Here is a 23,272-nt window from a genome sequence, read left to right as displayed (position 1 = left end):
ACGGCAGGCATGACGACAACGGAGGAGCAAACGCCATGGCATCATCGCGCCGGACGACCGCCCTGCTGACGGGCCTAACCCTGCCCATCCTGCTTGCCGCCGGATCGGCCCATGCCGCGGCGGGCGACTCCGACAACCAACGCGCCGAGCGCTGGGGCGAGATCAAGCAGCAGATCTTCGGCGACGCCAAGATCCAGTCCGGGGGCAAGGCGGTGAGGATCGACGCCCCGAAGCGGGCGGATGACGCCTCCCTGGTGCCGATCACCCTGACCGTGCCCGACAAGGACAACGTCGCGGAGCTGTCGCTCATCATCGACGACAACCCGACGCCGTACGCCGCCCACTTCGTCTTCGGCCCGGCGGCCGACCCCAGCGAGCTCAAGCTCCGCGTGCGCGTCAACAACTACACCGACGTCCACGCCGTCGCGAAGATGAAGGACGGCACGTTCCAGGAGGCCGCGGAGTACGTGAAGGCGTCCGGCGGCTGCTCGGCACCGATGGGCATGAGCGACGAGGAGGCGATGCAGGGCATGGGCGACATGCGCATGAAGTTCGGCGAGACGCAGCCGGGCAAGCCCGTCCAGGCGACCCTGATGATCCGCCACCCGAACTTCTCGGGCATGCAGATGAACCAGGTGACGCGCGACTACACCCCGGCCCGCTACATCCAGAAGATCACCGTCAGCTACGGCGACAAGAGCGTCTTCACGATGGACGGAGACATCTCGATCTCGGCGAACCCCGTCATCAACTTCGGCTACCTGCCTGACGGCGCCGGCCCGATGAAGGTCACCGCCACGGACAACCAGGGTGGCCACTGGGAGAAAAGCTTCCCGGTCCGTTCGGCAAGCAACTGATGCGAGCCGTGCTCCGCCTTCCCATCGTCGCCGCGGCCGCCGTGTTCCTGACCGCCGCAGCGCCCGCCGACTCGCCCGTCGGCGTGCGGGAGCCCGATGGCTACTGGCAGGGGGCGCTGCACGGCTACACGCCGCAGACCCTGGCAGGGGCCACCGTCGTCGATGCCGGCGAAGTCGCCAAGCTGATCGAGGAGCATAAGCCGGTGCTTCTCGACGTCTCCGAGATCGACCGGAAGCCCGCCGGCCTGCCTCCGGGCGGCCTGTGGTTCCCCATCCACCGCAACATCCCAGGAAGCACGTGGCTGCCGGGCTCGGGTGAAGGGGACCTCGACGCGGCCGCCCGGGACGCCCTCAAGGCACGGGTCGCCGATCTCACCGGGGGCGACCTCGAAAGGCCCATCGTCACCTACTGCCACCCCGACTGCTGGGGCAGTTGGAACCTCGGCAAGCGCCTCGTCGCCCTGGGCTACCGGAAAGTCCACTGGTTCCCGCAGGGCATAGAGGGCTGGCAGGACGGCCATGACACAGCCGTGTCACGCCCCGACGCGCGATGGGCCGCACGCCCGAAGTCGACCGTCGGCCAATGACAACCATCATCCTCCATCCCGAAGGCTCGCCTCGATGATCCGCCGTACCCTCTTCGCCCTCCTTGCGGCGGCGCCGTTCGGGCTCGCCCCGGCCCAGGCCGCCGACTTCCTCCCGTACACGCCGGAAGCCCTGGCCGCCGCGCAGAAGGCCGGCAAGCCCATCCTGGTCGAGATCAGCGCGCCCTGGTGCCCGATCTGCAAGACGCAGAAGCCCATCCTGGCGAAGCTCGGTGCCGACCCGCGGTTCAAGGACCTGCAGGTGTTCGACGTCGACTTCGACAGCCAGAAGCCGGCTCTCAAGGCGCTCAACGCCCGCATGCAAAGCACGTTGATCGCGTTCAAGGGCGAGAAGGAGGTCGGGCGCTCCATCGGCGAGACCCAGCCCGAGTGGATCGAAGGCCTCGTGGAAAAGGCGCTCTGAGGCGAAACCCATGGTCGCCACCCTCGGCCTCGCCTTCCTCGCCGGCATCCTCTCCGTCCTGTCGCCGTGCGTGCTGCCGCTCCTGCCCCTGGTGCTCGGCGCGGCGGCCTCCGAGCACCGCCTGGGCCCAGCGGCGCTGGCCGCCGGTCTCGCGCTGTCGTTCGTCGCGATCGGCCTGTTCGTCGCCACGGTAGGCTTCGCCATCGGGCTCGACACCGACGTCTTCCGCACCGTCGCCGCGATCCTGCTGGTTCTGGTCGGCCTCGTCCTGATGGTCCCGGCGGTCCAGACGCGGCTGGCGGTGGCCGCCGGGCCGGTGAGTGACTGGACCGAGACCCGGTTCGGCGGCTTCTCGACCGCCGGCCTCCTCGGCCAGTTCGGCGTCGGCCTCCTGCTTGGCGCCGTCTGGAGCCCCTGCGTCGGCCCGACGCTGGGCGCCGCCTCGCTCCTGGCCTCCCAGGGTCGGGATCTCGGCACCGTCGCCTTGACCATGTTCCTTTTCGGCGTCGGCGCGGCGCTTCCGCTCCTGCTTCTCGGCACCCTGTCGCGCGAGGTCCTCATGCGCTGGCGCAACCGCATGATGAGCGCCGGCAAGGGTCTGAAGGCCGCGCTGGGCCTGATCCTGGTGGTGAGCGGGACCGTGATCCTCTCGGGCTACGACAAGGCCATCGAAACCGCGCTGGTGAACGCTTCGCCGTCCTGGCTCACTGACCTCACCACTCGCCTCTGAGGGCCCGATCACCGATCCCCATCTGGCCGGAGGCCAGGGTCAGGGCGGCGATGGTGATGGAGAAGGTCGTGCCGGCGACCCCGATGGTCGAGGAGGCGATGGCGCTGAGCAGGGCCCGCGCGCCCTCGGCACCGCCGGAGTAGCCCCAAGCCGTGCCGGGCGAGGAGATGTCGTAGCCGGCGAAGTGGGCAGTCTCCAGCTAGACCCCGAACTGCGCCAGCAGGATGCAACCGAGGACGACGAGCGCCGGTCGGAGCCAGAACAGGTCGCCGAGGGTCTCCAGCCAGGCTTTGACGCGCGCGCTCATCGTTGCGGACCGATACCTTCCGAGCCCGGCAACGACCGGCACGGATGGGCGTTCCGGTCGTTGCCCATCGCACGCAACAGCCCGTTCGCCTCGTGCCGGCACGCAACGGGCGGGAAGATGTCCTCCTCGCGGCGCTCGCTTCAGTGAACGTCGGCTTGGCGTCTGCCTTGTGTGGCACGCGGCTGGAAGCTGCGGTCACCCCTGCCGGGCCGTAAAAGAAAGGATCTGCCTCGGCCCTGAAGTCGAAGGGCCGCCATCGAGTTGGCGGTCCTTCGATACTCTAGGTTGCTACGGTGCGGAACTTTGGTGTCCGCGTGCAGGACACTGGCTCGGCTATCAGGTTCAGGCGTGCGCGAGCACGGCGAGCAGAAGCAGCGCGATGATGTTGGTGATCTTGATCGCCGGGTTCACGGCGGGGCCCGCCGTGTCCTTGTAGGGGTCGCCGACGGTGTCGCCGGTCACGGCCGCCTTGTGCGCGTCCGAACCCTTGCCGCCGTGGTGGCCGTCCTCGATATACTTCTTGGCGTTGTCCCAGGCGCCGCCGCCCGAGGTCATCGAGATCGCGACGTAGAGGCCGGTCAGGATCACGCCGAGCAGCGAGGCGCCGACCGTGGCGAAAGCCTGCGACTTGCCCGCGATCGCCTGGATCACGAAGAAGATCACGATCGGCGACAGCACCGGCAGCAGCGAGGGGATGATCATTTCCTTGATCGCCGCCCGGGTCAGCATGTCCACCGCACGGCCGTAATCCGGCCGGTCGGTGCCCTGCATGATGCCGGGCTTTTCGCGGAACTGGCGCCGCACCTCCTCGACCACCGCGCCCGCCGCGCGGCCCACCGCCGTCATGGCGATGCCCGCGAACAGGAACGGGATCAGTCCGCCGAGCAGAAGGCCGACCACGACGTAGGGGTTGGAGAGGGAGAAATCGACGCTCACCCCTTGGAAGAAGCGGTACTGCGTCGGGCTGGCATTGGCGATGAAGTAGTTCAGGTCCGAGGTGTAGGCGGCGAACAGCACCAGGGCGCCGAGGCCGGCCGAGCCGATGGCGTAGCCCTTGGTGACGGCCTTGGTGGTGTTGCCGACCGCATCGAGCGCGTCGGTCGCCTTGCGCACCTCGGCGGGAAGGCCTGCCATCTCGGCGATGCCGCCGGCGTTGTCGGTGACCGGGCCGAAGGCGTCGAGCGCGACGATGAAGCCCGCGAGCGCCAGCATCGCCGTGACCGCAATGGCGATGCCGAACAGGCCGGCCAGCGCGTAGGTGGAGATGATGCCCGCCACGATGACGAGGGCCGGCAGCGCGGTCGATTCGAGCGAGATCGCGAGCCCCTGGATCACGTTGGTGCCGTGGCCGGTGACGGAGGCGGTGGCGATCGACTTCACCGGGCGGAAGTTCGTGCCGGTGTAGTACTCGGTGATGACGACGATCAGCGCGGTGATGATGAGGCCGAGCACGGCGCATCCGAACAGGGCCCCCGAGGAGAAGGTCAGGCCGGTATTCGTCGTGAAGGTGGTCGAGAACCCGCCGAACAGCGCGAGATTCACGCCGGCGATGGCCACGATCGAGAGCACACCCGCCGCGATCAGGCCCTTGTAGAGGGCGCCCATGATCGACTGGTTGGCACCGAGCTTCACCGCGTAGGTGCCGATGATCGAGGTAACGATGCAGGCCGCCCCGATGGCGAGCGGGTAGATCATCATCGCTTCGAGCACGGGCGCGTTGCCCGCAAAGAAGATCGCGGCCAGCACCATGGTGGCGACCACGGTCACCGCGTAGGTCTCGAACAGGTCCGCGGCCATGCCGGCGCAGTCGCCGACGTTGTCGCCCACGTTGTCGGCGATGGTGGCGGGGTTGCGCGGATCATCCTCGGGAATGCCGGCTTCGACCTTGCCGACGAGATCGCCGCCGACATCGGCCCCCTTGGTGAAGATGCCGCCGCCCAGCCGCGCGAAGATCGAGATCAGCGAGGCGCCGAAGCCGAGCGCCACCAGCGCGTCGATGACTTCGCGGCTTCCTGGCGCCAACCCGGCGCCGCGGGTGAGGAACAGGTAGTAGAGGGCGACACCGAGTAGCGCGAGGCCCGCCACCAGCATGCCGGTGACCGCGCCGGACTTGAAGGCGACCTCCAGGCCGCCACCGAGCGACTGCGTGGCGGCCTGCGCCGTGCGGACGTTGGCACGGACCGAAACGTTCATGCCGATGAAGCCGGCCGCGCCCGAGAGCACCGCGCCGATCAGGAAGCCGATGGCGACCTTGATGCCGAGAAAGTAGGCCAGAAGGACGAAGAGGACGACACCAACGATACCGATCGTGGCGTATTGGCGCCTGAGATAAGCCTGCGCGCCTTCGGCGATGGCGCCTGCGATCTCCTGCATGCGCTGGGTGCCGGCATCGCGTCGCATTACGTCACGGATAGTCACGACACCGTAGGCAACGGCGCAGAGCCCGCCCACGATGATCAGCAAAAGTGCGGTCATGCGTGCGTCCTTGATTTTTGATTGTGGTTTGCCGAGCCCGGCCGGAATGGCCGTCGAACATTGCTGCGACGTTGCTCGGCTTCAGGCGCCCTCCCTTGAGAAGCTGAACTTAACTGCCAAACTTCGGCGTCCAGCGCAAATGCCTCGTGCCGTTGAGAACCTTTCGAGACGGCCAAGACGCAGGATAATGACAAGTTTCGTGTTATTGCAGTGCGATGGCTGCGGGGCAGACGTTCAGACGAGCTGCCTTCGATCCCCGTCAGGACGGTCTCGAGGCAGCCGGTTCTCCGCGTCGGCGCAGGAGATCGGAGGGCCGGGAGCGCCTCGGATCGCGCGCCGTCTCGGCTCAGCCCGTGAAGTCGTCGGCCTCGACGCTCCGTGCGGTCGATGGGCTACCTTTAGCCACTCGCCGACGCAGATCCCGGTTTTCGTCTTCGAGCCGCGCGCGGGCCTTTTCGCTGTCGCGCAGCGCCGACAGGACATGGTCGTTGAGCATCATCGTCCGCTGCCGATCCCCAACGGCCATCGACAACTGAATGATGGCGGCCTCTCGCTCGGCAACGAGGCGGTCACGGTCTTGCAGGAATCGGCGCATGGCCCGCACCGCCGTCCGGTTGCTGCTCTCGAGTATCGCCAAACGCTGATCGGCCACCGCCAGCCGGCGCTGCGTTTCGTGCAACAGCGCCCGGATCGCGTCGCAATCGGTTGCGGACGTCACGGCGATGCCTGCGGCCTCATCCTCAGTCGGAATCTGGGTGAGGAGGGCACGCCCCCGCTCCAGCAGGTCACGCAGCGGCATCGGAGCCTCCCACCAACGCACGCACCGGCAGCGATACGCCGGCATCACCCGCGTCCTCGCGGCGTGTGTCCGGCGTCGACGAACCGGCGAGCCGCCTCTCGAGACGACGGATCTGCACGGCATGGCGGCGATACTCCGCCGACGCGCGCAGCCATGCCAGAAGCGGCGCCCTCTCTCCAGGCGCGCGCGGCGTTTCGACGAGGGACAGAGGCTCCTCCAGACCGAGCCATTCGTGGCGGGCTGCGACCTCGATCCAGTTCGACGCGAGGGGAGCGTCATCTTCCATGAACAACACGCCGGACAGGAACAGCACCCGCTGTATCATCACGGTGGAAATCTCGACATGACAGTCGCCGACGATCTCCGGATAGACGCGCCCGCCGAAGCTACCGGTCGCGACCGTCTCACCGCCACTGCGATAGGAGCTGTGCGAGGCGAGGCAACCCAGGGCGGACATGCGTGCGACCTGACGCGCGATCTTCTCGGGAGCGAAGGCGTCCGGACTCATCAGCAACGCGACGTAGGCGCCGCGGGCCGCAGTGAGCCCAAGGCGAAGGCGCGTCGGAACCCGCTGCTCCGGCGTCGGCCGCAGCACCCGCTCACAGGCGCCGTCTCGGCCGAGCGCCATGAGGATCGAGGAGTCTCCGACCAGGATCATCTCGTCCGGAAGCCGGGTCTGGGCTTCCACGCTGTCGATCGTGCGACGTGCGGCCTCTAGATCACTCCCGACATCGATGACCACCGAGACCGAGGCCTCCGCGGCGCTCGCCTGGGCCATCCGGTCGGCGTGATCGGCAACTCGTCGGTTCGGACTTCGATAGCGCAGGAAACCGCCGGTCCGCCTCAGGAAGCGCTCCCGGCTTCCGGCCACCATCGCGGCCTCGACCTCGCTCGTCTCATCGAGCACGTCGCTCCAGAAGGCACTGTTCTCGGACAGCGCATCGCGGCGGTGGGAACCCTGATCCGGATGGAGCCGCGAACGCAGGAGGCAGTGCGGAACGTGGACGAAGTGGGCCTCGCGGGTCAGCCTCCACCACATCCGATAGTCCTGAGTGTAGGGATAGCGCGTGTCAAAGCCGCCGATGCGCAGAAGCAGGTCGCGGGCAGTCAGGATGGTGCAGCCGTTGATGAGGCCTTCGTAGAAGGCGAGGCGCGGGTTGCGCGCCAGCGCGGCAGGGTCGAGCCGCTGCTCGCCGGTGATGCGGCCCGCCGCATCGATCCACGACAGATCGGAGAACAGGCAGATGTCGTCACGGTTGAGCGTGTCCAGAATTCGTACCTGCCGCTCGGTCTTTCCAGGCTCGAACACGTCGTCGTGCGACAGCCAGGAGAACAGGCGACCGGAGGCGCAGGCGAGGGCGGTATTGAGCGCTGCCGCCACCCCGCTATTGGACTGGTGAAGAGTGCGGATATGGCTTCCGAAGGTGCGCGCGACGGCCAAGGTCTGTCCGTCATCGTCAGAGCCGTCATCGACGACGATGATCTCCGTCTCCGGGTGGCTCTGGCACAGTGCGCTCTCGATCGCCTCGCCGAGATAGTTCGCGCCGTTGTGTACGGGAATCGCGATGGTGACGCTGTGGTCGCCCAAACCTATCCCTCTTCCGTCGAGGCTGGCGCCCGGCGCGCCCGATCGAAGGTGCTGGTCAACTCGCCCCCGAGCTCGACCACCTCAAGGATCAAGCCCGGCACGTCAATCACGGCCCGCTCGTTGAAGCCGAAATCGGTAAAGCTCTCATAGGTCGGAATATGATACCTGCGCGGCGGGGCGCGGCCGGTGACGAGAAAGATGGCGTGGGAGCCGATGGGACGGACGAGGCAGGTGCCTTCGTTCAGTTCCGGTCCCATCGTGATCGAGGGGATATCCTCCCTGAAGATGAGTTCGTCCGGCCCCGCGAACAGGGCCTGATAGACGGTCGGGCTCGCGACCCGGTGCCGCCGGCCTCCGAAAACCAGCCAGACATCCGGACTGTCGGGGGCCGCCAGGCGCAGGCCGTCGAGGTCGTCACGCAACGTGTACACGACGCACCTCGCAAAGCTTACAACACACCGACTGGATTGCCGCCACCCAAGCGCCGATGGAAGGTCGGATGCGCGCCTCGGCCCAACCGACCTGGCTGCTCTGATCGCAGCCTCGGGACCGGGTTCGGCCCAGCAGGACAGCGAGTCTCGCGCTGGTTCGAAAGGCTGGTACGAGGCGCATGACCTGATCGGAGGATGTCGAAGAACGCTTCATTGCCGCCGGGATGGTGCCGGAGCGGCCTGCAGCGATCACGAGCGGGAGATAGCGGAGTCGTGCCGGCACCTCAAGTTCCACAGATTAATCTGAAGATATTTCGAAAGCGCCACACTCGTCGGAAGCACACAGATTAGATTAAATCTAACGATTCAGCCATCGCCCTCAGAGACAGCAAAAATCACGTTTTTATCTACCTTACCAATAAATACCTGCTTGAAACATTGCTATCACGCTCTGTTGATTATTAGATATTTTCCAAAAAACAATGACTTCGAGCAAGTACGGATACCGAACAGGCTTCAGACTGCCGGTCGGCCCTTCGTGTGCTGAAGGGGGGGACGGGGCAGAAGAGCAATCGCCGCCTATGAACGCGGGCCGCAAAGAGCACCGCCTTTGCCGCCACACGTCGATATTCGGATCTCTGCAACGACGCGGTCAATTCGATTTGATGCGTTCAGGGGTGTTTGATATAGAATTCGGACATCGTCAGTGGATGTCCAGCCCCATCTCGGACCGAAACGGTATCAAACTCGACGCAATAGGGTTCAGCGCGGAACGCTCTCAAGGCAGCGACCCCGAATGAGCGCCGCAGCGACCCTGTCCGAACCGTGCGGCTGGGGGCCATTCAAGTTGCCCGAGCGCGGCTCTGAGCTTCGTGCGGAGAACCGCGCCCGGCTGCAACACCCGTCGAACGCCCCGAGGCCGGCGCCTCAGCGCAGCGGCGGAGCCCTGTAGGCGGGGGCCAGGACGTAACCGTCCGAGGCACGGCGCGGGCCTTGCGGCGTCGCGAGGAGCACATTGCCGTAATAGTCGTTGCCGGTGAGGCCGAAACCGCCGCCGTTCATCACGGTCGGCACCGGCACGGCACCGATGGCGCGCAGATCCTGACCGTCGGTGCTGATCGGCGGCCCCCGGAAGCGGCCGCTCTCGGGATCGACCTCGTACACCGTCGGCCCGCGCGCATCGCCGTAGGGGCGATCCTGCAGGTTCTGGGCGGAAGCCCCCTGGGCAGCGAGCCCGATGAGGGAGGCGGCAAGGAGGAGGCGGGCACGGGCCACGGGTTGCTCCGTCGTCGGCGCGCTCTTCCGACCGAAGCGACGGCCGCTCCGACCCGTGAGAACGCATCAGGATAAGACATGAGCCGATCGGGATTGCAGCGCAATCGGGATCGGCTCGGACTGACGTCTCGAGGCTGCGATCAGACCCCGGAACGTGACAAGGAAACGTTGACGTGCGGAAGCCCGGCGCTCTCGGCTATCCGCAAACGTCGCTTCACCCCTTCGATTGCAGGACGGTACGCGGTTCGCGCACCACGGGGCTGCAATCGGACTTGTAGGCGTTCAACGGGAGCGGCGTCGAGCTGCAGGAATAGGCCTCCTCGGGCGAGGGGGCGGGCACGGGATCGCGCGCCACGATCGGGTGGGGCGCGCAGGCTCCGACGGCAGCGCCGGCGAGCGCCAGGGCGGCGAAGAGCTTCAGGCGGCGCATGCGGAACCTCGAAACGCGTCCGTCCGCCGGGACGACCCGGCAGCAAAACCGGAGACGACCCTGCGGATGCGGACGCCCGCTGACAAGCTTCCCCCACCCGATGCCCGCCCGGACAGGGCCGATTGCGCGGGCCCTGTCGCCCCGCCGCAACAACGTCCGACGCGGTTTTTTCGCCCGCGCGGCGGCGGGCACGTCCACCGAGCGGGCCGATCGCGCCCGTCGGTCGGGACCGGCGCCACGCGATACCAATGCATCGTCCTGGATACAGGATCCAGGACGAAGCTCCAGGCTCTTGTTTTCGCATCATCTTTTTTCCGAAAGCCGGCAACCACCTTTCGGGATGAGGCACTAGACCGCCTTCTGCAACGGCACGACGTTGTGGAGCGTGCGGTCGGCGTTGTCGAAGAAACGGCGGACGTTGCGGGCCGCCTGCCGGATGCGTTGCTCGTTCTCGACAAGCGCGATGCGGACATAATCGTCGCCGTGCTCGCCGAAACCGATCCCCGGCGCCACGGCGACATCCGACTTTTCCAGAAGCAGCTTAGAGAATTCCAGGCTGCCGAGCTCCCGGAATTTGTCCGGGATCGGCACCCAGGCGAACATCGAGGCTTCGGGCGTCGGCAGCTTCCAGCCGGCCTTGCCGAAGGACTCGACCAGGGCGTCGCGGCGCTTCTTGTAGGTCGCGCGCATCTCCTTGATGCAGTCGTCCGGTCCGTTGAGCGCGGCGGTGGCCGCCACCTGGATCGGCGTGAAGGCCCCGTAATCGAGGTAGGACTTCACCCGCGTCAGCGCCGCAAGCAGGCGCTCGTTGCCGACGGCGAAGCCCATGCGCCAGCCCGCCATCGAGAAGGTCTTCGACAGCGAGGTGAACTCCACGGTGCAGTCGATCGCGCCCGGCACCTGCAGCACGGAGGGCGGCGGGTTGTTGTCGTCGAAATAGACCTCGGCATAGGCGAGATCCGAGAGCAGGATCAGCTCGTGCTTCTTCGCGAACGCCACGAGATCCCGGTAGAAGTCGAGGCTCGCGACGTAGGCCGTCGGGTTCGAGGGGTAGCAGACGACGAGCGCCACCGGCTTCGGGATCGAGTGGGCGACCGCCTTCTCGAGCGCCGGGAACATCGCCGGGGTCGGCTCGGCGGGCACGGAGCGGATCACGCCACCCGCCATCAGGAACCCGAAGGCGTGGATCGGGTAGCTCGGGTTCGGCACCAGCACCACGTCGCCGGGCGCCGTGATCGCCTGGGCCATGTTGGCGAAGCCCTCCTTCGAGCCGAGCGTCGCCACCACCTGCGTGTCCGGGTTGAGGCTCACCCCGAAGCGGCGCTGGTAGTAGCCGGCCTGGGCGCGGCGCAGGCCGGCAATGCCCTTGGAGGCGGAGTAGCGGTCGGTGCGCGGCTTGCCGGCGGTCTCGACGAGCTTCTCGATGACGTGGCGCGGCGCGTCGAGATCGGGATTGCCCATCCCGAGATCGATGATGTCGGCGCCACGGGCTCGGGCGGCGGCCTTGATCCGGTTCACCTGCTCGAAGACGTAAGGCGGAAGGCGCTTGATGCGGTGGAAATCGGTCATGGCGTCGGTCTGTCCGGTGTCGCGGAACTGATCCTCCCGCGAGGATGCGTCGGCGGTGAGGAGCCTGCCTGTTTACCATCGTCGCGTTCGCGCGCCGACTTAAAAATCGCGATGCCCCGCCGGGATCGGGGCGGAACGCTCACTCCACCGGGTTGGGCGCGAGCCCCTGCGCGGCATTCTTGGCCGCCCCTTCCGCCGCGCGCCCCTTGGACTCGTTGCGGTTGCGCGCCCCTTCCAGCTCGGCCTGCAGGGCGCTCTGTCCGGCCGAATTGCGGGCGCGGACGGCGCGCCGGGGCGCCGATTCGCCCACCGGCATATAGCTCGCATCGCTCTTGCGGGATTGCGCCACGAAATCGGGCGCCTCCACCGGCTTGATGCCGGAGCCCGCACCGACCATCGCCGCCTTCAGCGGATTCACGTCGCCGGAGCAGCCGCCGGTCGACGCCGCGGCGGCGAAAACCGGCAAGGCGATGGCGATGGCGCGGACGGTGCGGCGCACGATCATGACATTGGTCTGAAAATGGAGTCTGGGGCGGGCGACATCTGCTGGGTGGAGCGTTAATTTGTCGGAAACGAGGCTCGGGCCGTCCCACGGGGCGGGATGCGGGCAGACCTTGGGAGGACGTGTCGCGTGGCCACGGAGCGGACGAACCCGGCAGCGCCGGATTTCGAGACCATCGCGCGCAACGCGAATCAGCTGGCGGAGGTGTTCCGGCAATCGGCCGCCGCCTCGCTGAAGCCGTTCGAGCAGGCGGGCCAGGGAGCCTTGTTGCCGGGCGCGAAGCTCCAGGGCGCCGACGAGATCGACGAGATGACCCGCACCCTCACGCGGGTCGCGGAGACGTGGCTGAAGGATCCCGAGAAGGCGCTCCAGGCCCAGACCAAGCTCGGCCAGTCCTTCGCCGCGCTCTGGGCCTCGACCCTGACCCGGATGCAGGGCGCCGTCACCGAGCCGATCGTCCAGCCCCCGCCCACGGACAAGCGCTTCACCCATGCCGATTGGAGCGCGAACCCGGTCTTCGACCTGATCAAGCAGAGCTACCTGATCCTCGGCCGCTGGGCCGAGGAGATGGTGGAGACGGCCGAAGGGATCGACGAGCACACCCGCCACAAGGCGGAGTTCTACCTGCGCCAGCTCCTCTCGGCCTACTCGCCCTCGAACTTCGTGATGACGAACCCCGAGCTCCTGCGCCAGACGCTGGAGGAGGGGGGCGCCAACCTGATGCGCGGCATGAAGATGCTGCAGGAGGATCTGGAAGCCGGCGGCGGTCAACTCCGGGTGCGGCAGACGGACCTGTCCGCCTTCACCTTCGGCAAGGATGTGGCGGTGACCCCCGGCGAGGTCATCTTCCGCAACGATCTGATGGAGTTGATCCAGTACGCGCCCATCACCGAGACGGTGCTGAAGCGGCCGCTGCTGATCGTGCCGCCCTGGATCAACAAGTTCTACATCCTCGATCTCAACCCGAAGAAAAGTCTCATCGGCTGGATGGTCTCCCAGGGGCTCACGGTGTTCGTGATCTCCTGGGTGAACCCGGACGAGCGCCACCGCGACAAGGACTTCGAGTCCTACATGCGCGAGGGCATCGAGACCGCCATCGACATGATCGGCGTGGCGACCGGCGAGACCGATGTCGCGGCGGCGGGCTACTGCGTCGGCGGCACGCTGCTGGCCGTCACGCTGGCCTACCAGGCGGCGACCGGCAACCGCCGGATCAAGAGCGCGACCTTCCTCACCACGCAGGTCGATTTCACCCATGCGGGCGATCTCAAGGTGTTCGCCGACGAGGGGCAGATCAAGGCGATCGAGGAGCGGATGGCCGAGAACGGCTATCTTGAAGGCGCGCGCATGGCCAACGCCTTCAACATGCTCAGGCCCAACGACCTGATCTGGTCCTACGTCGTCAACAACTACGTGCGCGGCAAGGCGCCGGCCGCCTTCGACCTGCTCTACTGGAACGCGGACGCCACGCGGATGCCCGCGGCCAACCACTCGTTCTACCTGCGCAACTGCTACCTCAACAACACGCTCGCCAAGGGGCAGATGGTGCTCGGCAACGTGCGCCTCGACCTCAAGAAGGTGAAGGTCCCGGTCTTCAACCTCGCCACCCGGGAGGACCACATCGCCCCGGCGCTCTCGGTCTTCGAAGGGTCGGCCAAGTTCGGCGGCAAGGTCGATTACGTGCTGGCGGGCTCGGGCCATATCGCCGGCGTCGTCGCCCCGCCGGGCCCCAAAGCCAAATACGGCTTTCGCACCGGCGGCCCGGCCCGAGGCCGGTTCGAGGATTGGGTCGAGGCGGCGACAGAGCATCCCGGCTCGTGGTGGCCCTACTGGTTCAAGTGGCTCGAGGAGCAGGCGCCCGAGCGCGTGCCCGCCCGCATTCCCGGAACGGGGGCCCTGCCTTCCCTGGCGCCGGCACCGGGCACCTATGTCCGCATGAAGGCGTGAGGGATCGACAGGAACCGTGCCCGCATGGCATCGCGGTTGCGGACACGGGACCGTGATTTGCCTTATCTGATCCTGGGGCCGGCTCCTGCCCCAGGAGGATAGAAGCGCGTTGCAACACGCCACCGAACTCATTTCGATCATCGCGCTGGGGCTGGTCTGCGCGTTCCTCGGCGGCATGCTGGCCCAGCGGATGCGGCTTCCCCCGCTCGTCGGCTACCTCGTCGCCGGCATCGCCATCGGCCCGTTCACCCCAGGTTTCGTCGGGAATCCGGCGCTGGCGAGCCAGCTCGCCGAACTCGGCGTCATCCTGCTGATGTTCGGCGTCGGGCTTCACTTCTCCATCGGTGACCTACTCGCGGTCCGCACCATCGCTCTACCCGGCGCGATCGTGCAGATCACGGTGGCGACGGCCATGGGGGCGGGTCTCGCCTGGGGCTTCGGCTGGGGGCCCGGGGCGGGCCTCGTCTTCGGACTGGCGCTCTCGGTGGCGAGCACCGTCGTGCTGCTGCGGGCGCTCGAAGGGCAGGGGCTTCTCGATTCGGACAAGGGCCGCATCGCCGTCGGCTGGCTGATCGTCGAGGATCTCGCCATGGTGGTGGCCCTGGTGCTGCTGCCGGCGCTGGCGCCTTCACTCGGCGGCGAGGCGATGCAGGCCGCCGGCCATCACGGCCCGCCGGAGCACGGCCTGTGGGTGACGCTCGGGCTGACGCTCGCCAAGGTCGGCGTGTTCATCGCCGTGATGCTGGTCGGCGGGCGGCGCCTCATTCCCTACCTGCTCGGGCTGGCCGCCCGCACCGGCTCGCGGGAGCTGTTCACCCTGGCGGTGCTGGCGAGCGCCGTCGGCATCGCCTACGCCTCCTCCGAGCTGTTCGGGGTGTCGTTCGCGCTCGGCGCCTTCTTCGCCGGGATGGTGCTCGCCGAATCCGATCTCAGCCATCAGGCAGCGGCCGATTCCCTGCCGTTGCAGGACGCTTTCGCGGTGCTGTTCTTCGTCTCGGTCGGCATGCTGTTCGATCCGGGGATCGTCCTGCGCGAGCCGCTCGCGATCCTCGGCGTCGTCGGTGTCATCGTGTTCGGCAAGTCGCTCGCGGCCATCGCCATCGTGCTCGCCTTCGGCCATCCCGTCGGCACCGCGCTCACCATCGCCGCGAGCCTCGCGCAGATCGGCGAGTTCTCGTTCATCCTGGCCGGTCTCGGCATCTCCCTGAAGCTGCTGCCGGAGGAGGGGCGCGACCTGATCCTCGGCGGCGCGCTGCTGTCGATCACCCTCAACCCGCTGTTCTTCGCCCTCGCCGCCCGGGTGTCGCGCTGGCTCGGCGAGCGGCCGGAGCTGCGCCGCCGCCTGGAACGCCGCGCCGCCGGTCCACTGCCGGTGAACGCGGCCGCGCCCGGCATGAGCGGCCACGCGGTGATCATCGGCTACGGCCGTGTCGGCGGCGCCATCGGCAAGGCGTTGCAGGATTGGAACCTGCCCTTTGTGGTGGTGGAGCGTGACCGGCGCCGGGTCGAGGACTTGCGCGCCCAGGGCGTGCCGGCGGTGTTCGGGGACGCCACTGCGCCCGGAATCCTGGAGGCCGCCGATATCGGCTCCGCCCGTCTCGTCGTCGTCGCGACGCCCGACCCGCATCAGGCGCGGCGGCTGCTCACCAAGGCACGGGCGACCAATCCGGGCATCGACAGCGTGGTGCGGACTCATAGCGACAGCGAGCGCCGCCGGCTGGAGGAGGACGGCGTCGGCCTCGTTCTCATGGCCGAGCGGGAACTGGCGCTCGGCATGATGACCTACGCCCTGCGCAGCCTCGGCGTGCGCGAGGGCGAGGCGCGGCTGTTCGTGGATTCGAGCCGCTCGGAGAGCCAGGGCACGCCGATCGCCGAACCGGAGCAGCCCGCCCCCGAACTGCGCCAGCGCCGGGACGAGCCGGAATAGGGAACTCGATCGTCAGAGGCTGTCGAGACGGGTGATGAAGACCGCCAGCTCGCTCTGCCGACGGATCGCCAGCTTGCCGTAGACCGCCTTGAGCTGGCTGCGGACCGTGCTCTCGCCGACGGCGAGTTGCTCGGCCACCTCCCGCGGCGGCGCGCCCCGGCCGACCAGCGCCGCGACCCGCGCCTCGGCCCGGGTGAGGCCGAGCTGTTCCAGCAATGGCTCGATCGGGCGCGTGCTCGGCGCGAGCAGGTCGCGCAGGAGCAGGACCACGCCGCCGCCGAGCCCGGCGCCGGCCACCGGAAACGGATCGGCCCCGCGCAAGGGGAGCGCCTCGACATAGAGCGGGCGCCCGCCGCCCCGGCGGCGCAGGAGGATCGTATCCTGCCGCGGCCCTATCCGCACCGGCAGAGCATCCGCCAGGAACCTGTCGAAACGCGCGCCGTCGGCGGGCTCTGCGGCCTCCGGCTCGGCACCGGTGCGCAGGGCGAGATAGCCCGCCGCCAACCTTTCCGCCACGGGGCTGACGAGACGGACCCGGCCGCGAGCATCGAGGACGACGATGCCGGCCCGCATCCGCTCCAGGGCGGAGGTCAGCCCCTCCGCCTCGCGCCGCATCTCGCCGACGAGCGCCGTCAGCCGGAAGGCACGGATGACGTGCGGGCCGACGAGGCCCAGCCGCTCGATCTCGGCGCCCTCGAACGGCCCCTTGCGCACATCGCGCGGGGCGCTGAACGACAGGGTGTGGCGGTCCATCGGATCGGCCCCGACATAGGCGCAGAGGTTGCCGAGGCGGTGCCGGTCGATGAAGTGCTGGAAGAACGGGTCGGCGCGCTTCTCCTCCGCCGTGAGGTACATCTCATCGACCGTGACCGTGCCCGGCCGCATGATGCCGCGCTCCCGGCCGAGGCGGATGCGCGTGTCGTGCTGCCACCAGCCGCCGACGCCGTAATCGAGATTCACGTCGGCGATCCGCTCGGAGGCCAGCGTCTGCGCCGTGCGCGCGGGATCGTGCGAGACGATCACCGCACCGCGGGCCCCGACCGCATCGGCGATCCCGTCGAGCGCGTCAGACCACGTCTCGGGTTCGACGGCCGCCGCGTAACACGCGTCGATCAAGGCGAGAGGATCGAAACCGGGCATCGACCGACATGAGAGATGTCGACCCGATTCCATCAGGCCGGCGCCTCCGGACCCTCGTTGTGATGCGCCTTCCTTGGCCGAACTGGCAACCACTTCGACGGAAAGCGCTCCGGGTGGAACGGACCCGGATCTGAAGCATATTTCAAGACAAGCGACGATTGCCGTTGAGCCACAGTTCAAGATCTTGAGGCTTCGTTCCTAGATTGCCTCACGACTTGCGGCGGAAATGTAACGCTCACGCACGAACACCGGTGCGAAGCCCGGATCGCCCCGCCGAGCCCCGAGAGGCCGGGCCGGAGCGCCGACCCGACCGATCCGTCCCGTCAGCCCTCGATGCGCGAGAAGTCGGCCACCTCGCGGGTGGCCGCGCGCAGCGCGTTGAGAAGCAGAAGCCGGTTCTGGCGCAGGGCCGGGTCGTCGGCGTTGACGGTGACCTTTTCGAAGAAGGCGTCCACCGGCGCCCGCAGCCGCGACAGCGCCCGCATCGCCCCGGCGAAATCCTCGGCCGCCACCGCGGCGGAGGCCTCGTGGCGGGCCGCCGCCAGCGCCTCGCCGAGCGCCCGCTCCTCCGGCTCGCCGGAGGCGGCCAGCGCCGCATCGGGAGCCTCGTCGTAGGCGCGGCCGTCCTTCTTCTCCTCGATGCGCAGGATGTTGGCCGCGCGCTTGAAGCCAGCGAGCAGGTTCTTCCCGTCATCCGTGCTGAGGAACGCGCCCAACGCCTCGACACGGCGGACGACGAGCAGGAGGTCGTCCTGGCCGGGCAGGGCGAACACCGCGTCGATCAGGTCGTGGCGGGCGCCCTGGTCGCGGAGGTAGACTTTGAGGCGGTCGGCGAAGAAGGCGAGGAGGTCCGCGGTGCGGGCGGACCCCTCGGTTGCGAAGCGACCCGCCAGAAGGGATGCCAGCGACAGACGCAGCGACCGCTCGATCACGGCGCGGATCACGCCGAGGGCCGCCCGCCGCAGCGCATACGGATCCTTGCTGCCCGTCGGCTTCTCGTCGATCGCCCAAAAACCCACCAGCGTATCGAGCTTGTCGGCGAGCGCCACGGCGATGGAGACCGGGTCGGTCGGCACGCGATCGCTCGGGCCCACCGGCTTGTAGTGCTCCTCGATGGCCGCGGCGACGCTCGGATGCTCGCCCTGCAGCGCCGCGTATTTGCGGCCCATCAGTCCCTGCAATTCCGGAAATTCGCCAACCATCTCGGTGACGAGATCGGCCTTGGCGAGCCGGGCCGCGCGCTCGGCAAGCGCCGGATCGGCCCCCACCAGCGGTGCGATTTCCTTTGCCAGCGCGGCGATGCGGGCGACGCGCTCGCCTTGCGTACCGAGCTTCTCGTGGAAGACGATCGAATCGAGCTTCGGGAGGCGGTCCTCCAGCTTCGTCGCCTTGTCGGTCTCCCAGAAGAAGCGTGCGTCCGAGAGCCGGGCCCGCACCACGCGCTCGTTGCCGGCGGTGATCGCCGCGCCGCCATCGGATGCGATCAGGTTCGAGACCAGCACGAAGGCCGGCGCCAGTTCGTCCGAGCCGGACTTGCGCAGCACGAAGCACTTCTGGTTGGCGCGGATCGTCGCCCGGATCGCCTCGGCCGGGATCTCCAGGAAGCGCTCCTCGAACGAGCCCATCAGCACCACCGGCCGCTCCACCAGCCCGGCCACCTCCTCCAGCAGGCCCTCGTCCTCCACGAGGTCGAGGCCGCGGGCGAAGGCGAGATCCCTGGCGTCGTGCAGGATGATGTCCTTGCGCCGGTCGGCGTCGAGGATCACGTCGGCGCGCTCCAGCGCCTGGACGTAGTCGTCGAAGCGGCGCACCTCGAACGGCGCGGGCGCGAGGAAGCGGTGGCCGCTCGTGACCATGCCCGCGGTGATGCCGTCGACCGAGAACGGCACGACCTCCGGCGTCTCGGTCTCGGGGCCGAAGGTGGCGACGATCGATTGCAGCGGGCGTACCCAGCGCAGGGAGCCGGGCTGGGCCGAGGCCGCGCCCCAGCGCATCGATTTCGGCCAGGGGAAGCTCTTGATGATACCCGGCAGGATCTCGGCCAGCACGTCCAGCGTCTCGCGGCCGGGCCGCTCGATCACCGCGAGGTAGAACTCGCCCTTCTTCGGATCGGTCACCGTGGTGGCCTGATCGAGGCTCGCGAGCCCCGCGCTCTTCAGGAAGCCCTGCACGGCCGCCTCCGGCGCGCCGACGCGGGGGCCGCGCCGCTCCTCGCGCACGGCCTCGCCGCGGGCGGGCAGCCCGGCGACGTGCAGCGCCAGCCGCCGCGGCGTCGCGAAGGCCTTGGCGCCCTCGTAGAGGAAACCGCGCTCGACCAGCGCGTCGGTGACGAGCTTCTTCAGATCCTCGGCCGCACGCCGCTGCATGCGCGCGGGGATCTCTTCGGAGCGGAGTTCGAGCAGAAGGTCAGGCATGCGCGCGGGAATAGCCGCCCGCTCGGGCCGCGTCGAGACGGGAGATGGGCCCCATCTGTCACCGCCGCCCCATCGTCATCGCGCGCGTCCGCGAAGCAGCCCAGGGACGCGGTTTCTCCGGATCGATTCGGCGTCGCCTCGCGATGACGGTCCCGTCACCCGATCCGTCCGCCCCCCCTCCGCCGCACCGCCACGACGGACGGTCGCGGCGGCAGATCGGGCGAAAAATCCGGCCAGCGGGTCGAGGGCTTTTCGTAGGAGCCGAGGGCGCCCTCCTCGTCGGGCTCGCCGGGATGCTGGACGGCGACGAAGAAGGTCGCGTCGTCGGGGGTGAAGCAGGGGCCGCACATCTCGGCGCCCACCGGCACCCGCAGGAAGTGGCGCGCAGTGCCCCGGCGCGGGCCTTCCGTTTCCACCGCCCAGATGCCGTCGGCCCGGCCGGTGGCGCGGCGGTTGTTGCCGTCGGTGGCGATCCAGAGGCGGCCGCGCCCGTCGACGGTGCAGTTGTCGGGCATGCCGAACCACCCGTTCTGCGTGGTGAGCGCGGAAAAGCTCGCCTTCACCTCGGGCTTGGCCGGGTCGCCGCAGCGCACCAGCACCTCCCAGCGGAAGGTCTCGGCCGCGTGGTCGGTGCCGTCGGGGACGATCTCGATGACGTGGCCGAAGGCGTTGGGGCCGCGCGGGTTGGCGGGCTCCTCTTGATCGGCGGTGCGCTTCCCGTTGTTGGTCAGCATCACGTAGACGCGGCCGGTGCGCGGGTTCGCCTCGATATCCTCGGGCCGGTCCATCGGCGTGGCGCCGAGCCTCTTGGCAGCGCGTCGGGTCTCGATCAGCACGTCGGCCTGGCTGGCGAAACCGTTGCCCGCATCGAGCCCGTTCGCACCGTGCACCAGCGCCAGCCAGCGACCGGTGCCGTCGGGCTCGAACCGGGCCACGCTGAGCGTGCCGGAATCGAGAAGGTCGGCATTGTCCGCGCGCTCGGTCTGCACCCGGCCCTCGCTGACGAAGCGGTAGACGTGCTGAAAGCGCTCGTCGTCGCCGAGATAGACGACGTAGCGCCCGTCGAGCGAACGCGCACCCGCCGCACCCTCATGCTTGAACCGGCCGAGCGCCGTGCGCTTCTTCGGGGTCGAGGCCGGATCGAACGGATTGATCTCGACCACCCAGCCGAACCGGTTCGGCTCGTTGGGCGCCTGCGCGAGATCGAAGCGCGGATGGAAGCGGCTCCAGGCATATTGCGGGCTGCCCAGGCCGATCGCCTTCGCATTGCCGGCCTCCGCATGTCCGGCGGGGAGAGCTCCGGAGAAGTAGTAGTTGATGTTCTCCTCGCCCGAGAGCCACGTGCCCCAGGGCGTGACACCGCCGGAGCAGTTGTTGATCATGCCGAGCACGCGCCGGCCGCTCGGGTCGGCCTCGGTCATGAGGCGGGGATGACCCGCCGCCGGACCGGTCAAGGCGATCGGCGTCTCCGCCGTGATGCGCCGCGTGTAAGGTGAGCCGATCACCGGGCGCCAGCCTTCCGCCTCGCAGACGATCTCGACCACCGAGCCGCCATGGGCGGCCATTTCGACCGCAACCTGTTCCGGGCTCAGGGCGGCGATCACGCCCTTGCGGTCGGCAGCCCCGAGGCCGGGAAACATCAGCTCGGCATTGGTATATTCGTGATTGACCACGAGCAGGCCACGCTGGCCCGCCGCGTCGAGCGGGATGAAGCCGACGAAGTCGTTGTTGTAGCCGAATTGACGCTCCTGACCCCGCGCGCTCTGCTTGCGCGGATCGAAGGCCGGCGCATCGGGAAACAGCGGGTCGCCCCAGCGCAGCAGGGGCCTGGCCTCGTAGCCCTCGGCCACGTGCAGGTGCTCATCGACGCCGACGGTGAGTTCGGGGAAGTCGAAGGCAGAGGCATCGGCGGGGGCAGCGACAGCCTGCGGCGCCATTCCCGCGGCGAGTGCGGCGGCCAGCGAGCCGCGCATCAGGTCGCGCCGGGAGAAGCGCTGCGCGATCACCGCATCGAGGGTCGGAGCGTCGGGCGTGTCGGACATCGGGCGCGTCTCATCCACCTTCGTGAGGCGGCGCGCCTACGCCCGTCCGATGTCGCTGCGATGACGGGAGGGTTCGGTGCGCGGCGGCGCGCTCAAGCATCGTCTTTTTTCCGAAAGCCGGAAACCACCTTTCGGGACGATGCTCTATGGCAGCGGCGCCGACAGGATGGCGACGAGATCCCAGGTCTCGCCCTTCAGCGAGCGAACGTTGGCGATCCTCCACGCGCCGGCCTCGCGCACGAGGTTGTAGCGCAGTTCCTGCGGCCCGCCGTTGCGGAAGGTCGCCCGCACCTCGGCCCGGTCGCCTTCGTTCGAAAGCGGGGCGAGCGCCAGCGACTTGGCAAAACCCGGTTCCGGGTCCTGGCCGTTGACGTGAAAGGCGAAACCGAGCCGCCCGACCTCGCCCTTGGCCTCGCGCTGGTCGCGCTCGTAGAGCGCGCGCAGGGATTTGGCGTAGAAGCGCACCGCGTTGATGTCGTCCGCCGCATAGAAGGCCCGCACGGTGTCCACCGGGTCGGTCGCGGATTGCGCGAAGGCGGGACCGGCGAGAAGCCCAAGGGCTAGGGCCAGGACGGCGCGGCGCTGCATCGTTCAGGCCGCCGCCCGGTCACCGGAATGGCCGCCGGCCTCGGTCTTCAGCCATGCGGCGCCGCAGGCCTTGGCCAGTTCGCGCACACGCAGAATGTAGCTCTGACGCTCGGTGACCGAGATCACGCCGCGGGCGTCGAGCAGGTTGAAGACGTGGCTCGCCTTGATGCACTGGTCGTAGGCCGGCTGCACGATGCGGTGGTGCGCGCCCTCGCTCTCGGGGGCGCCGGCTTCGAGGTAGAGGCGGCAGGCCTTCTCCGCGTCGGCGAAGTGGCGGAACAGCATCGCCGTGTCCGCGGCCTCGAAGTTGTGCCGCGAATATTCCTGCTCGGCCTGGAGGAAGACGTCGCCGTAGGTGACCTTCTCGTCACCCTCGCCGCCGTTGAAATTGAGATCGTAGACGTTCTCGACGCCCTGCACGTACATCGCGAGGCGTTCCAGGCCGTAGGTCAGCTCGCCGGCGACCGGCGCGCATTCGAAGCCTGCGACCTGCTGGAAGTAGGTGAACTGACTCACCTCCATCCCGTCGCACCAGCATTCCCAGCCCAGCCCCCAGGCGCCGAGCGTCGGGCTCTCCCAATCGTCCTCGACGAAGCGGATGTCGTGGAGCTTGAGATCGACGCCGATCGCCTCCAGCGAGGCAAGGTAGAGCTCTTGAAGGTTCGGCGGGTTCGGCTTCAGGATCACCTGAAACTGGTAGTAGTGCTGCAGCCGGTTCGGGTTCTCGCCGTAGCGCCCGTCCTTCGGCCGCCGGGAGGGCTGCACATAGGCCGCCTTCCAGGGCTTCGGGCCGAGGGCCCGCAGGGTCGTGGCCGGGTGGAAGGTGCCGGCGCCGACCTCCATGTCGTAGGGCTGGAGGATCACGCAACCCTTGGCCGCCCAGAAGCGCTGCAGGGTGAGGATCAGGCCCTGGAACGAGCGTGTGGGCGAAAGGTCGGCGTCGCTCGGCATGGAAGGTCCGACAGGAGGGAAGTTGCCGGACCGTTTAAGAGCGGGGGGCGGGGTGTCAAGCAAGCTGCTGCCGACTCCGCCCCCGTCATCCGTTTAGGCCCGGGGGGCGGAGCGGGTGAAGTTCCGCTTGGCCGTCCGGTCCTTCGGCACCGCCTGGATCGCCGGCTTGTCCGCCAGCAACTGCTTCACGCGGTCGTTGAAGTCGGTCGCTGACACGGGGCGTGCGCCCCCCTTATCCGAAGAATAAGCCATATCGGTCTCCGCAAAACGCCCAAAGCACGGGATTGCGCGG

The 23,272-nt window shown here is 68.3% G+C and carries 20 protein-coding genes and 1 pseudogene; 6 read left to right on the top strand and 15 right to left on the bottom strand.

Features of this window, described 5'->3' with window-relative positions:
- The first annotated feature begins 35 nt into the window (after positions 1-35).
- Genes E4V01_RS07375 through E4V01_RS07360 form a run of 4 tightly spaced genes read left to right on the top strand, consistent with a single transcriptional unit; the run spans position 36 to position 2,595 of the window.
- Positions 36-857, top strand: coding sequence for a quinoprotein dehydrogenase-associated SoxYZ-like carrier (locus tag E4V01_RS07375; protein ID WP_135297886.1), 822 nt, complete (start codon positions 36-38; stop codon positions 855-857).
- Complete coding sequence (locus E4V01_RS07370; protein WP_135297885.1) at positions 857-1,444, top strand: rhodanese-like domain-containing protein; 588 nt, start codon at positions 857-859, stop codon at positions 1,442-1,444. Before E4V01_RS07375 ends, E4V01_RS07370 begins: the two co-directional genes overlap by 1 nt.
- Positions 1,445-1,478: 34 nt before the next feature.
- Positions 1,479-1,865, top strand: a complete 387-nt coding sequence (locus E4V01_RS07365; RefSeq protein ID WP_135297884.1) for a thioredoxin family protein — start codon at positions 1,479-1,481, stop codon at positions 1,863-1,865.
- A 10-nt stretch (positions 1,866-1,875) separates the two neighbouring features.
- Entirely contained in the window at positions 1,876-2,595 is a 720-nt protein-coding gene (locus E4V01_RS07360) for a cytochrome c biogenesis CcdA family protein (RefSeq protein WP_135297883.1), read from the top strand.
- Between the two features lie 16 nt (positions 2,596-2,611).
- On the opposite strand, the pseudogene E4V01_RS07355 reads toward E4V01_RS07360, so the two are convergent.
- The 9 genes and pseudogenes from E4V01_RS07355 to E4V01_RS07315 form a co-directional block, all read right to left on the bottom strand.
- Positions 2,612-2,902: pseudogene (locus E4V01_RS07355) on the bottom strand (DUF2254 family protein); the annotation flags it as partial.
- 342 nt (positions 2,903-3,244) lie between these two features.
- Complete coding sequence (locus E4V01_RS07350) at positions 3,245-5,377, bottom strand: sodium-translocating pyrophosphatase (protein WP_135297882.1); 2,133 nt, start codon at positions 5,375-5,377, stop codon at positions 3,245-3,247.
- A 346-nt stretch (positions 5,378-5,723) separates the two neighbouring features.
- Positions 5,724-6,176 carry a hypothetical protein gene (locus E4V01_RS07345; RefSeq protein ID WP_135297881.1) on the bottom strand — a complete coding sequence of 151 codons (453 nt, stop codon included), beginning with the start codon at positions 6,174-6,176 and terminating at the stop codon, positions 5,724-5,726.
- Positions 6,163-7,764 carry a glycosyltransferase gene (locus E4V01_RS07340; RefSeq protein WP_193763154.1) on the bottom strand — a complete coding sequence of 534 codons (1,602 nt, stop codon included), beginning with the start codon at positions 7,762-7,764 and terminating at the stop codon, positions 6,163-6,165. Before E4V01_RS07340 ends, E4V01_RS07345 begins: the two co-directional genes overlap by 14 nt.
- Before the next feature lie 2 nt (positions 7,765-7,766).
- Positions 7,767-8,195 (bottom strand): hypothetical protein, encoded by a 429-nt coding sequence (locus E4V01_RS07335; protein WP_060770477.1) that lies wholly within the window; start codon positions 8,193-8,195, stop codon positions 7,767-7,769.
- A 927-nt stretch (positions 8,196-9,122) separates the two neighbouring features.
- On the bottom strand, positions 9,123-9,470 hold the full coding sequence (locus E4V01_RS07330; protein ID WP_060770478.1) for a hypothetical protein: 348 nt from the start codon (positions 9,468-9,470) through the stop codon (positions 9,123-9,125).
- 214 nt (positions 9,471-9,684) lie between these two features.
- On the bottom strand, positions 9,685-9,900 hold the full coding sequence (locus E4V01_RS07325; RefSeq protein WP_060770479.1) for a hypothetical protein: 216 nt from the start codon (positions 9,898-9,900) through the stop codon (positions 9,685-9,687).
- Positions 9,901-10,248: 348 nt separating this feature from the next.
- On the bottom strand, positions 10,249-11,469 hold the full coding sequence (locus E4V01_RS07320) for an LL-diaminopimelate aminotransferase (protein WP_060770480.1): 1,221 nt from the start codon (positions 11,467-11,469) through the stop codon (positions 10,249-10,251).
- 139 nt (positions 11,470-11,608) lie between these two features.
- Positions 11,609-11,974 carry a hypothetical protein gene (locus E4V01_RS07315; protein ID WP_060770481.1) on the bottom strand — a complete coding sequence of 122 codons (366 nt, stop codon included), beginning with the start codon at positions 11,972-11,974 and terminating at the stop codon, positions 11,609-11,611.
- Between the two features lie 126 nt (positions 11,975-12,100).
- Here E4V01_RS07315 and E4V01_RS07310 point away from each other — a divergent pair, with 126 nt between their 5' ends.
- The gene (locus E4V01_RS07310; protein WP_135297879.1) at positions 12,101-13,918 is read left to right on the top strand and encodes an alpha/beta hydrolase; all 1,818 of its coding nucleotides are present in this window, start codon (positions 12,101-12,103) and stop codon (positions 13,916-13,918) included.
- Positions 13,919-14,027: 109 nt separating this feature from the next.
- Positions 14,028-15,845, top strand: coding sequence for a YbaL family putative K(+) efflux transporter (gene ybaL / locus E4V01_RS07305; RefSeq protein ID WP_060770483.1), 1,818 nt, complete (start codon positions 14,028-14,030; stop codon positions 15,843-15,845).
- A gap of 12 nt (positions 15,846-15,857) precedes the next feature.
- On the opposite strand, the gene E4V01_RS07300 is transcribed toward ybaL, so the two are convergent.
- The 6 genes from E4V01_RS07300 to E4V01_RS26540 form a co-directional block, all read right to left on the bottom strand.
- Entirely contained in the window at positions 15,858-16,961 is a 1,104-nt protein-coding gene (locus E4V01_RS07300; RefSeq protein WP_245517447.1) for a helix-turn-helix transcriptional regulator, read from the bottom strand.
- A gap of 347 nt (positions 16,962-17,308) precedes the next feature.
- Positions 17,309-19,399, bottom strand: coding sequence for a glycine--tRNA ligase subunit beta (gene glyS / locus E4V01_RS07295; protein ID WP_135297877.1), 2,091 nt, complete (start codon positions 19,397-19,399; stop codon positions 17,309-17,311).
- A 155-nt stretch (positions 19,400-19,554) separates the two neighbouring features.
- A complete protein-coding gene (locus E4V01_RS07290) occupies positions 19,555-21,441 on the bottom strand; it encodes a PhoX family phosphatase (protein WP_135297876.1) in 1,887 nt (628 codons plus the stop codon).
- Between the two features lie 144 nt (positions 21,442-21,585).
- Positions 21,586-22,029, bottom strand: coding sequence for a DUF3828 domain-containing protein (locus E4V01_RS07285; RefSeq protein WP_135297875.1), 444 nt, complete (start codon positions 22,027-22,029; stop codon positions 21,586-21,588).
- Positions 22,030-22,032: 3 nt separating this feature from the next.
- Positions 22,033-22,980 (bottom strand): glycine--tRNA ligase subunit alpha, encoded by a 948-nt coding sequence (locus tag E4V01_RS07280; RefSeq protein WP_060770488.1) that lies wholly within the window; start codon positions 22,978-22,980, stop codon positions 22,033-22,035.
- 93 nt (positions 22,981-23,073) lie between these two features.
- Positions 23,074-23,196 carry a hypothetical protein gene (locus E4V01_RS26540; protein WP_256371246.1) on the bottom strand — a complete coding sequence of 41 codons (123 nt, stop codon included), beginning with the start codon at positions 23,194-23,196 and terminating at the stop codon, positions 23,074-23,076.
- Positions 23,197-23,272 lie beyond the last annotated feature (76 nt).

The sequence above is a fragment of the Methylorubrum sp. Q1 genome, from assembly GCF_004683995.1.
In the GTDB taxonomy this organism is placed as follows: domain Bacteria; phylum Pseudomonadota; class Alphaproteobacteria; order Rhizobiales; family Beijerinckiaceae; genus Methylobacterium.
Note: the sequence above shows the minus strand (reverse complement) of the source record. Positions and strands in the feature narration are given on the sequence as shown.

Bases quoted from the DNA above. Each gene is read 5' to 3' on its own strand.
- glyS (WP_135297877.1), bottom strand. From the start codon at position 19,399: ATGCCTGACCTTCTGCTCGAACTCCGCTCCGAAGAGATCCCCGCGCGC.
- E4V01_RS07290 (WP_135297876.1), bottom strand. From the start codon at position 21,441: ATGTCCGACACGCCCGACGCTCCGACCCTCGATGCGGTGATCGCGCAG.
- E4V01_RS07370 (WP_135297885.1), top strand. From the start codon at position 857: ATGCGAGCCGTGCTCCGCCTTCCCATCGTCGCCGCGGCCGCCGTGTTC.
- E4V01_RS07350 (WP_135297882.1), bottom strand. From the start codon at position 5,377: ATGACCGCACTTTTGCTGATCATCGTGGGCGGGCTCTGCGCCGTTGCC.
- E4V01_RS07345 (WP_135297881.1), bottom strand. From the start codon at position 6,176: ATGCCGCTGCGTGACCTGCTGGAGCGGGGGCGTGCCCTCCTCACCCAG.
- E4V01_RS07285 (WP_135297875.1), bottom strand. From the start codon at position 22,029: ATGCAGCGCCGCGCCGTCCTGGCCCTAGCCCTTGGGCTTCTCGCCGGT.
- E4V01_RS07325 (WP_060770479.1), bottom strand. From the start codon at position 9,900: ATGCGCCGCCTGAAGCTCTTCGCCGCCCTGGCGCTCGCCGGCGCTGCC.
- E4V01_RS07365 (WP_135297884.1), top strand. From the start codon at position 1,479: ATGATCCGCCGTACCCTCTTCGCCCTCCTTGCGGCGGCGCCGTTCGGG.
- E4V01_RS07360 (WP_135297883.1), top strand. From the start codon at position 1,876: ATGGTCGCCACCCTCGGCCTCGCCTTCCTCGCCGGCATCCTCTCCGTC.
- E4V01_RS07280 (WP_060770488.1), bottom strand. From the start codon at position 22,980: ATGCCGAGCGACGCCGACCTTTCGCCCACACGCTCGTTCCAGGGCCTG.
- E4V01_RS07315 (WP_060770481.1), bottom strand. From the start codon at position 11,974: ATGATCGTGCGCCGCACCGTCCGCGCCATCGCCATCGCCTTGCCGGTT.
- E4V01_RS07320 (WP_060770480.1), bottom strand. From the start codon at position 11,469: ATGACCGATTTCCACCGCATCAAGCGCCTTCCGCCTTACGTCTTCGAG.
- E4V01_RS07375 (WP_135297886.1), top strand. From the start codon at position 36: ATGGCATCATCGCGCCGGACGACCGCCCTGCTGACGGGCCTAACCCTG.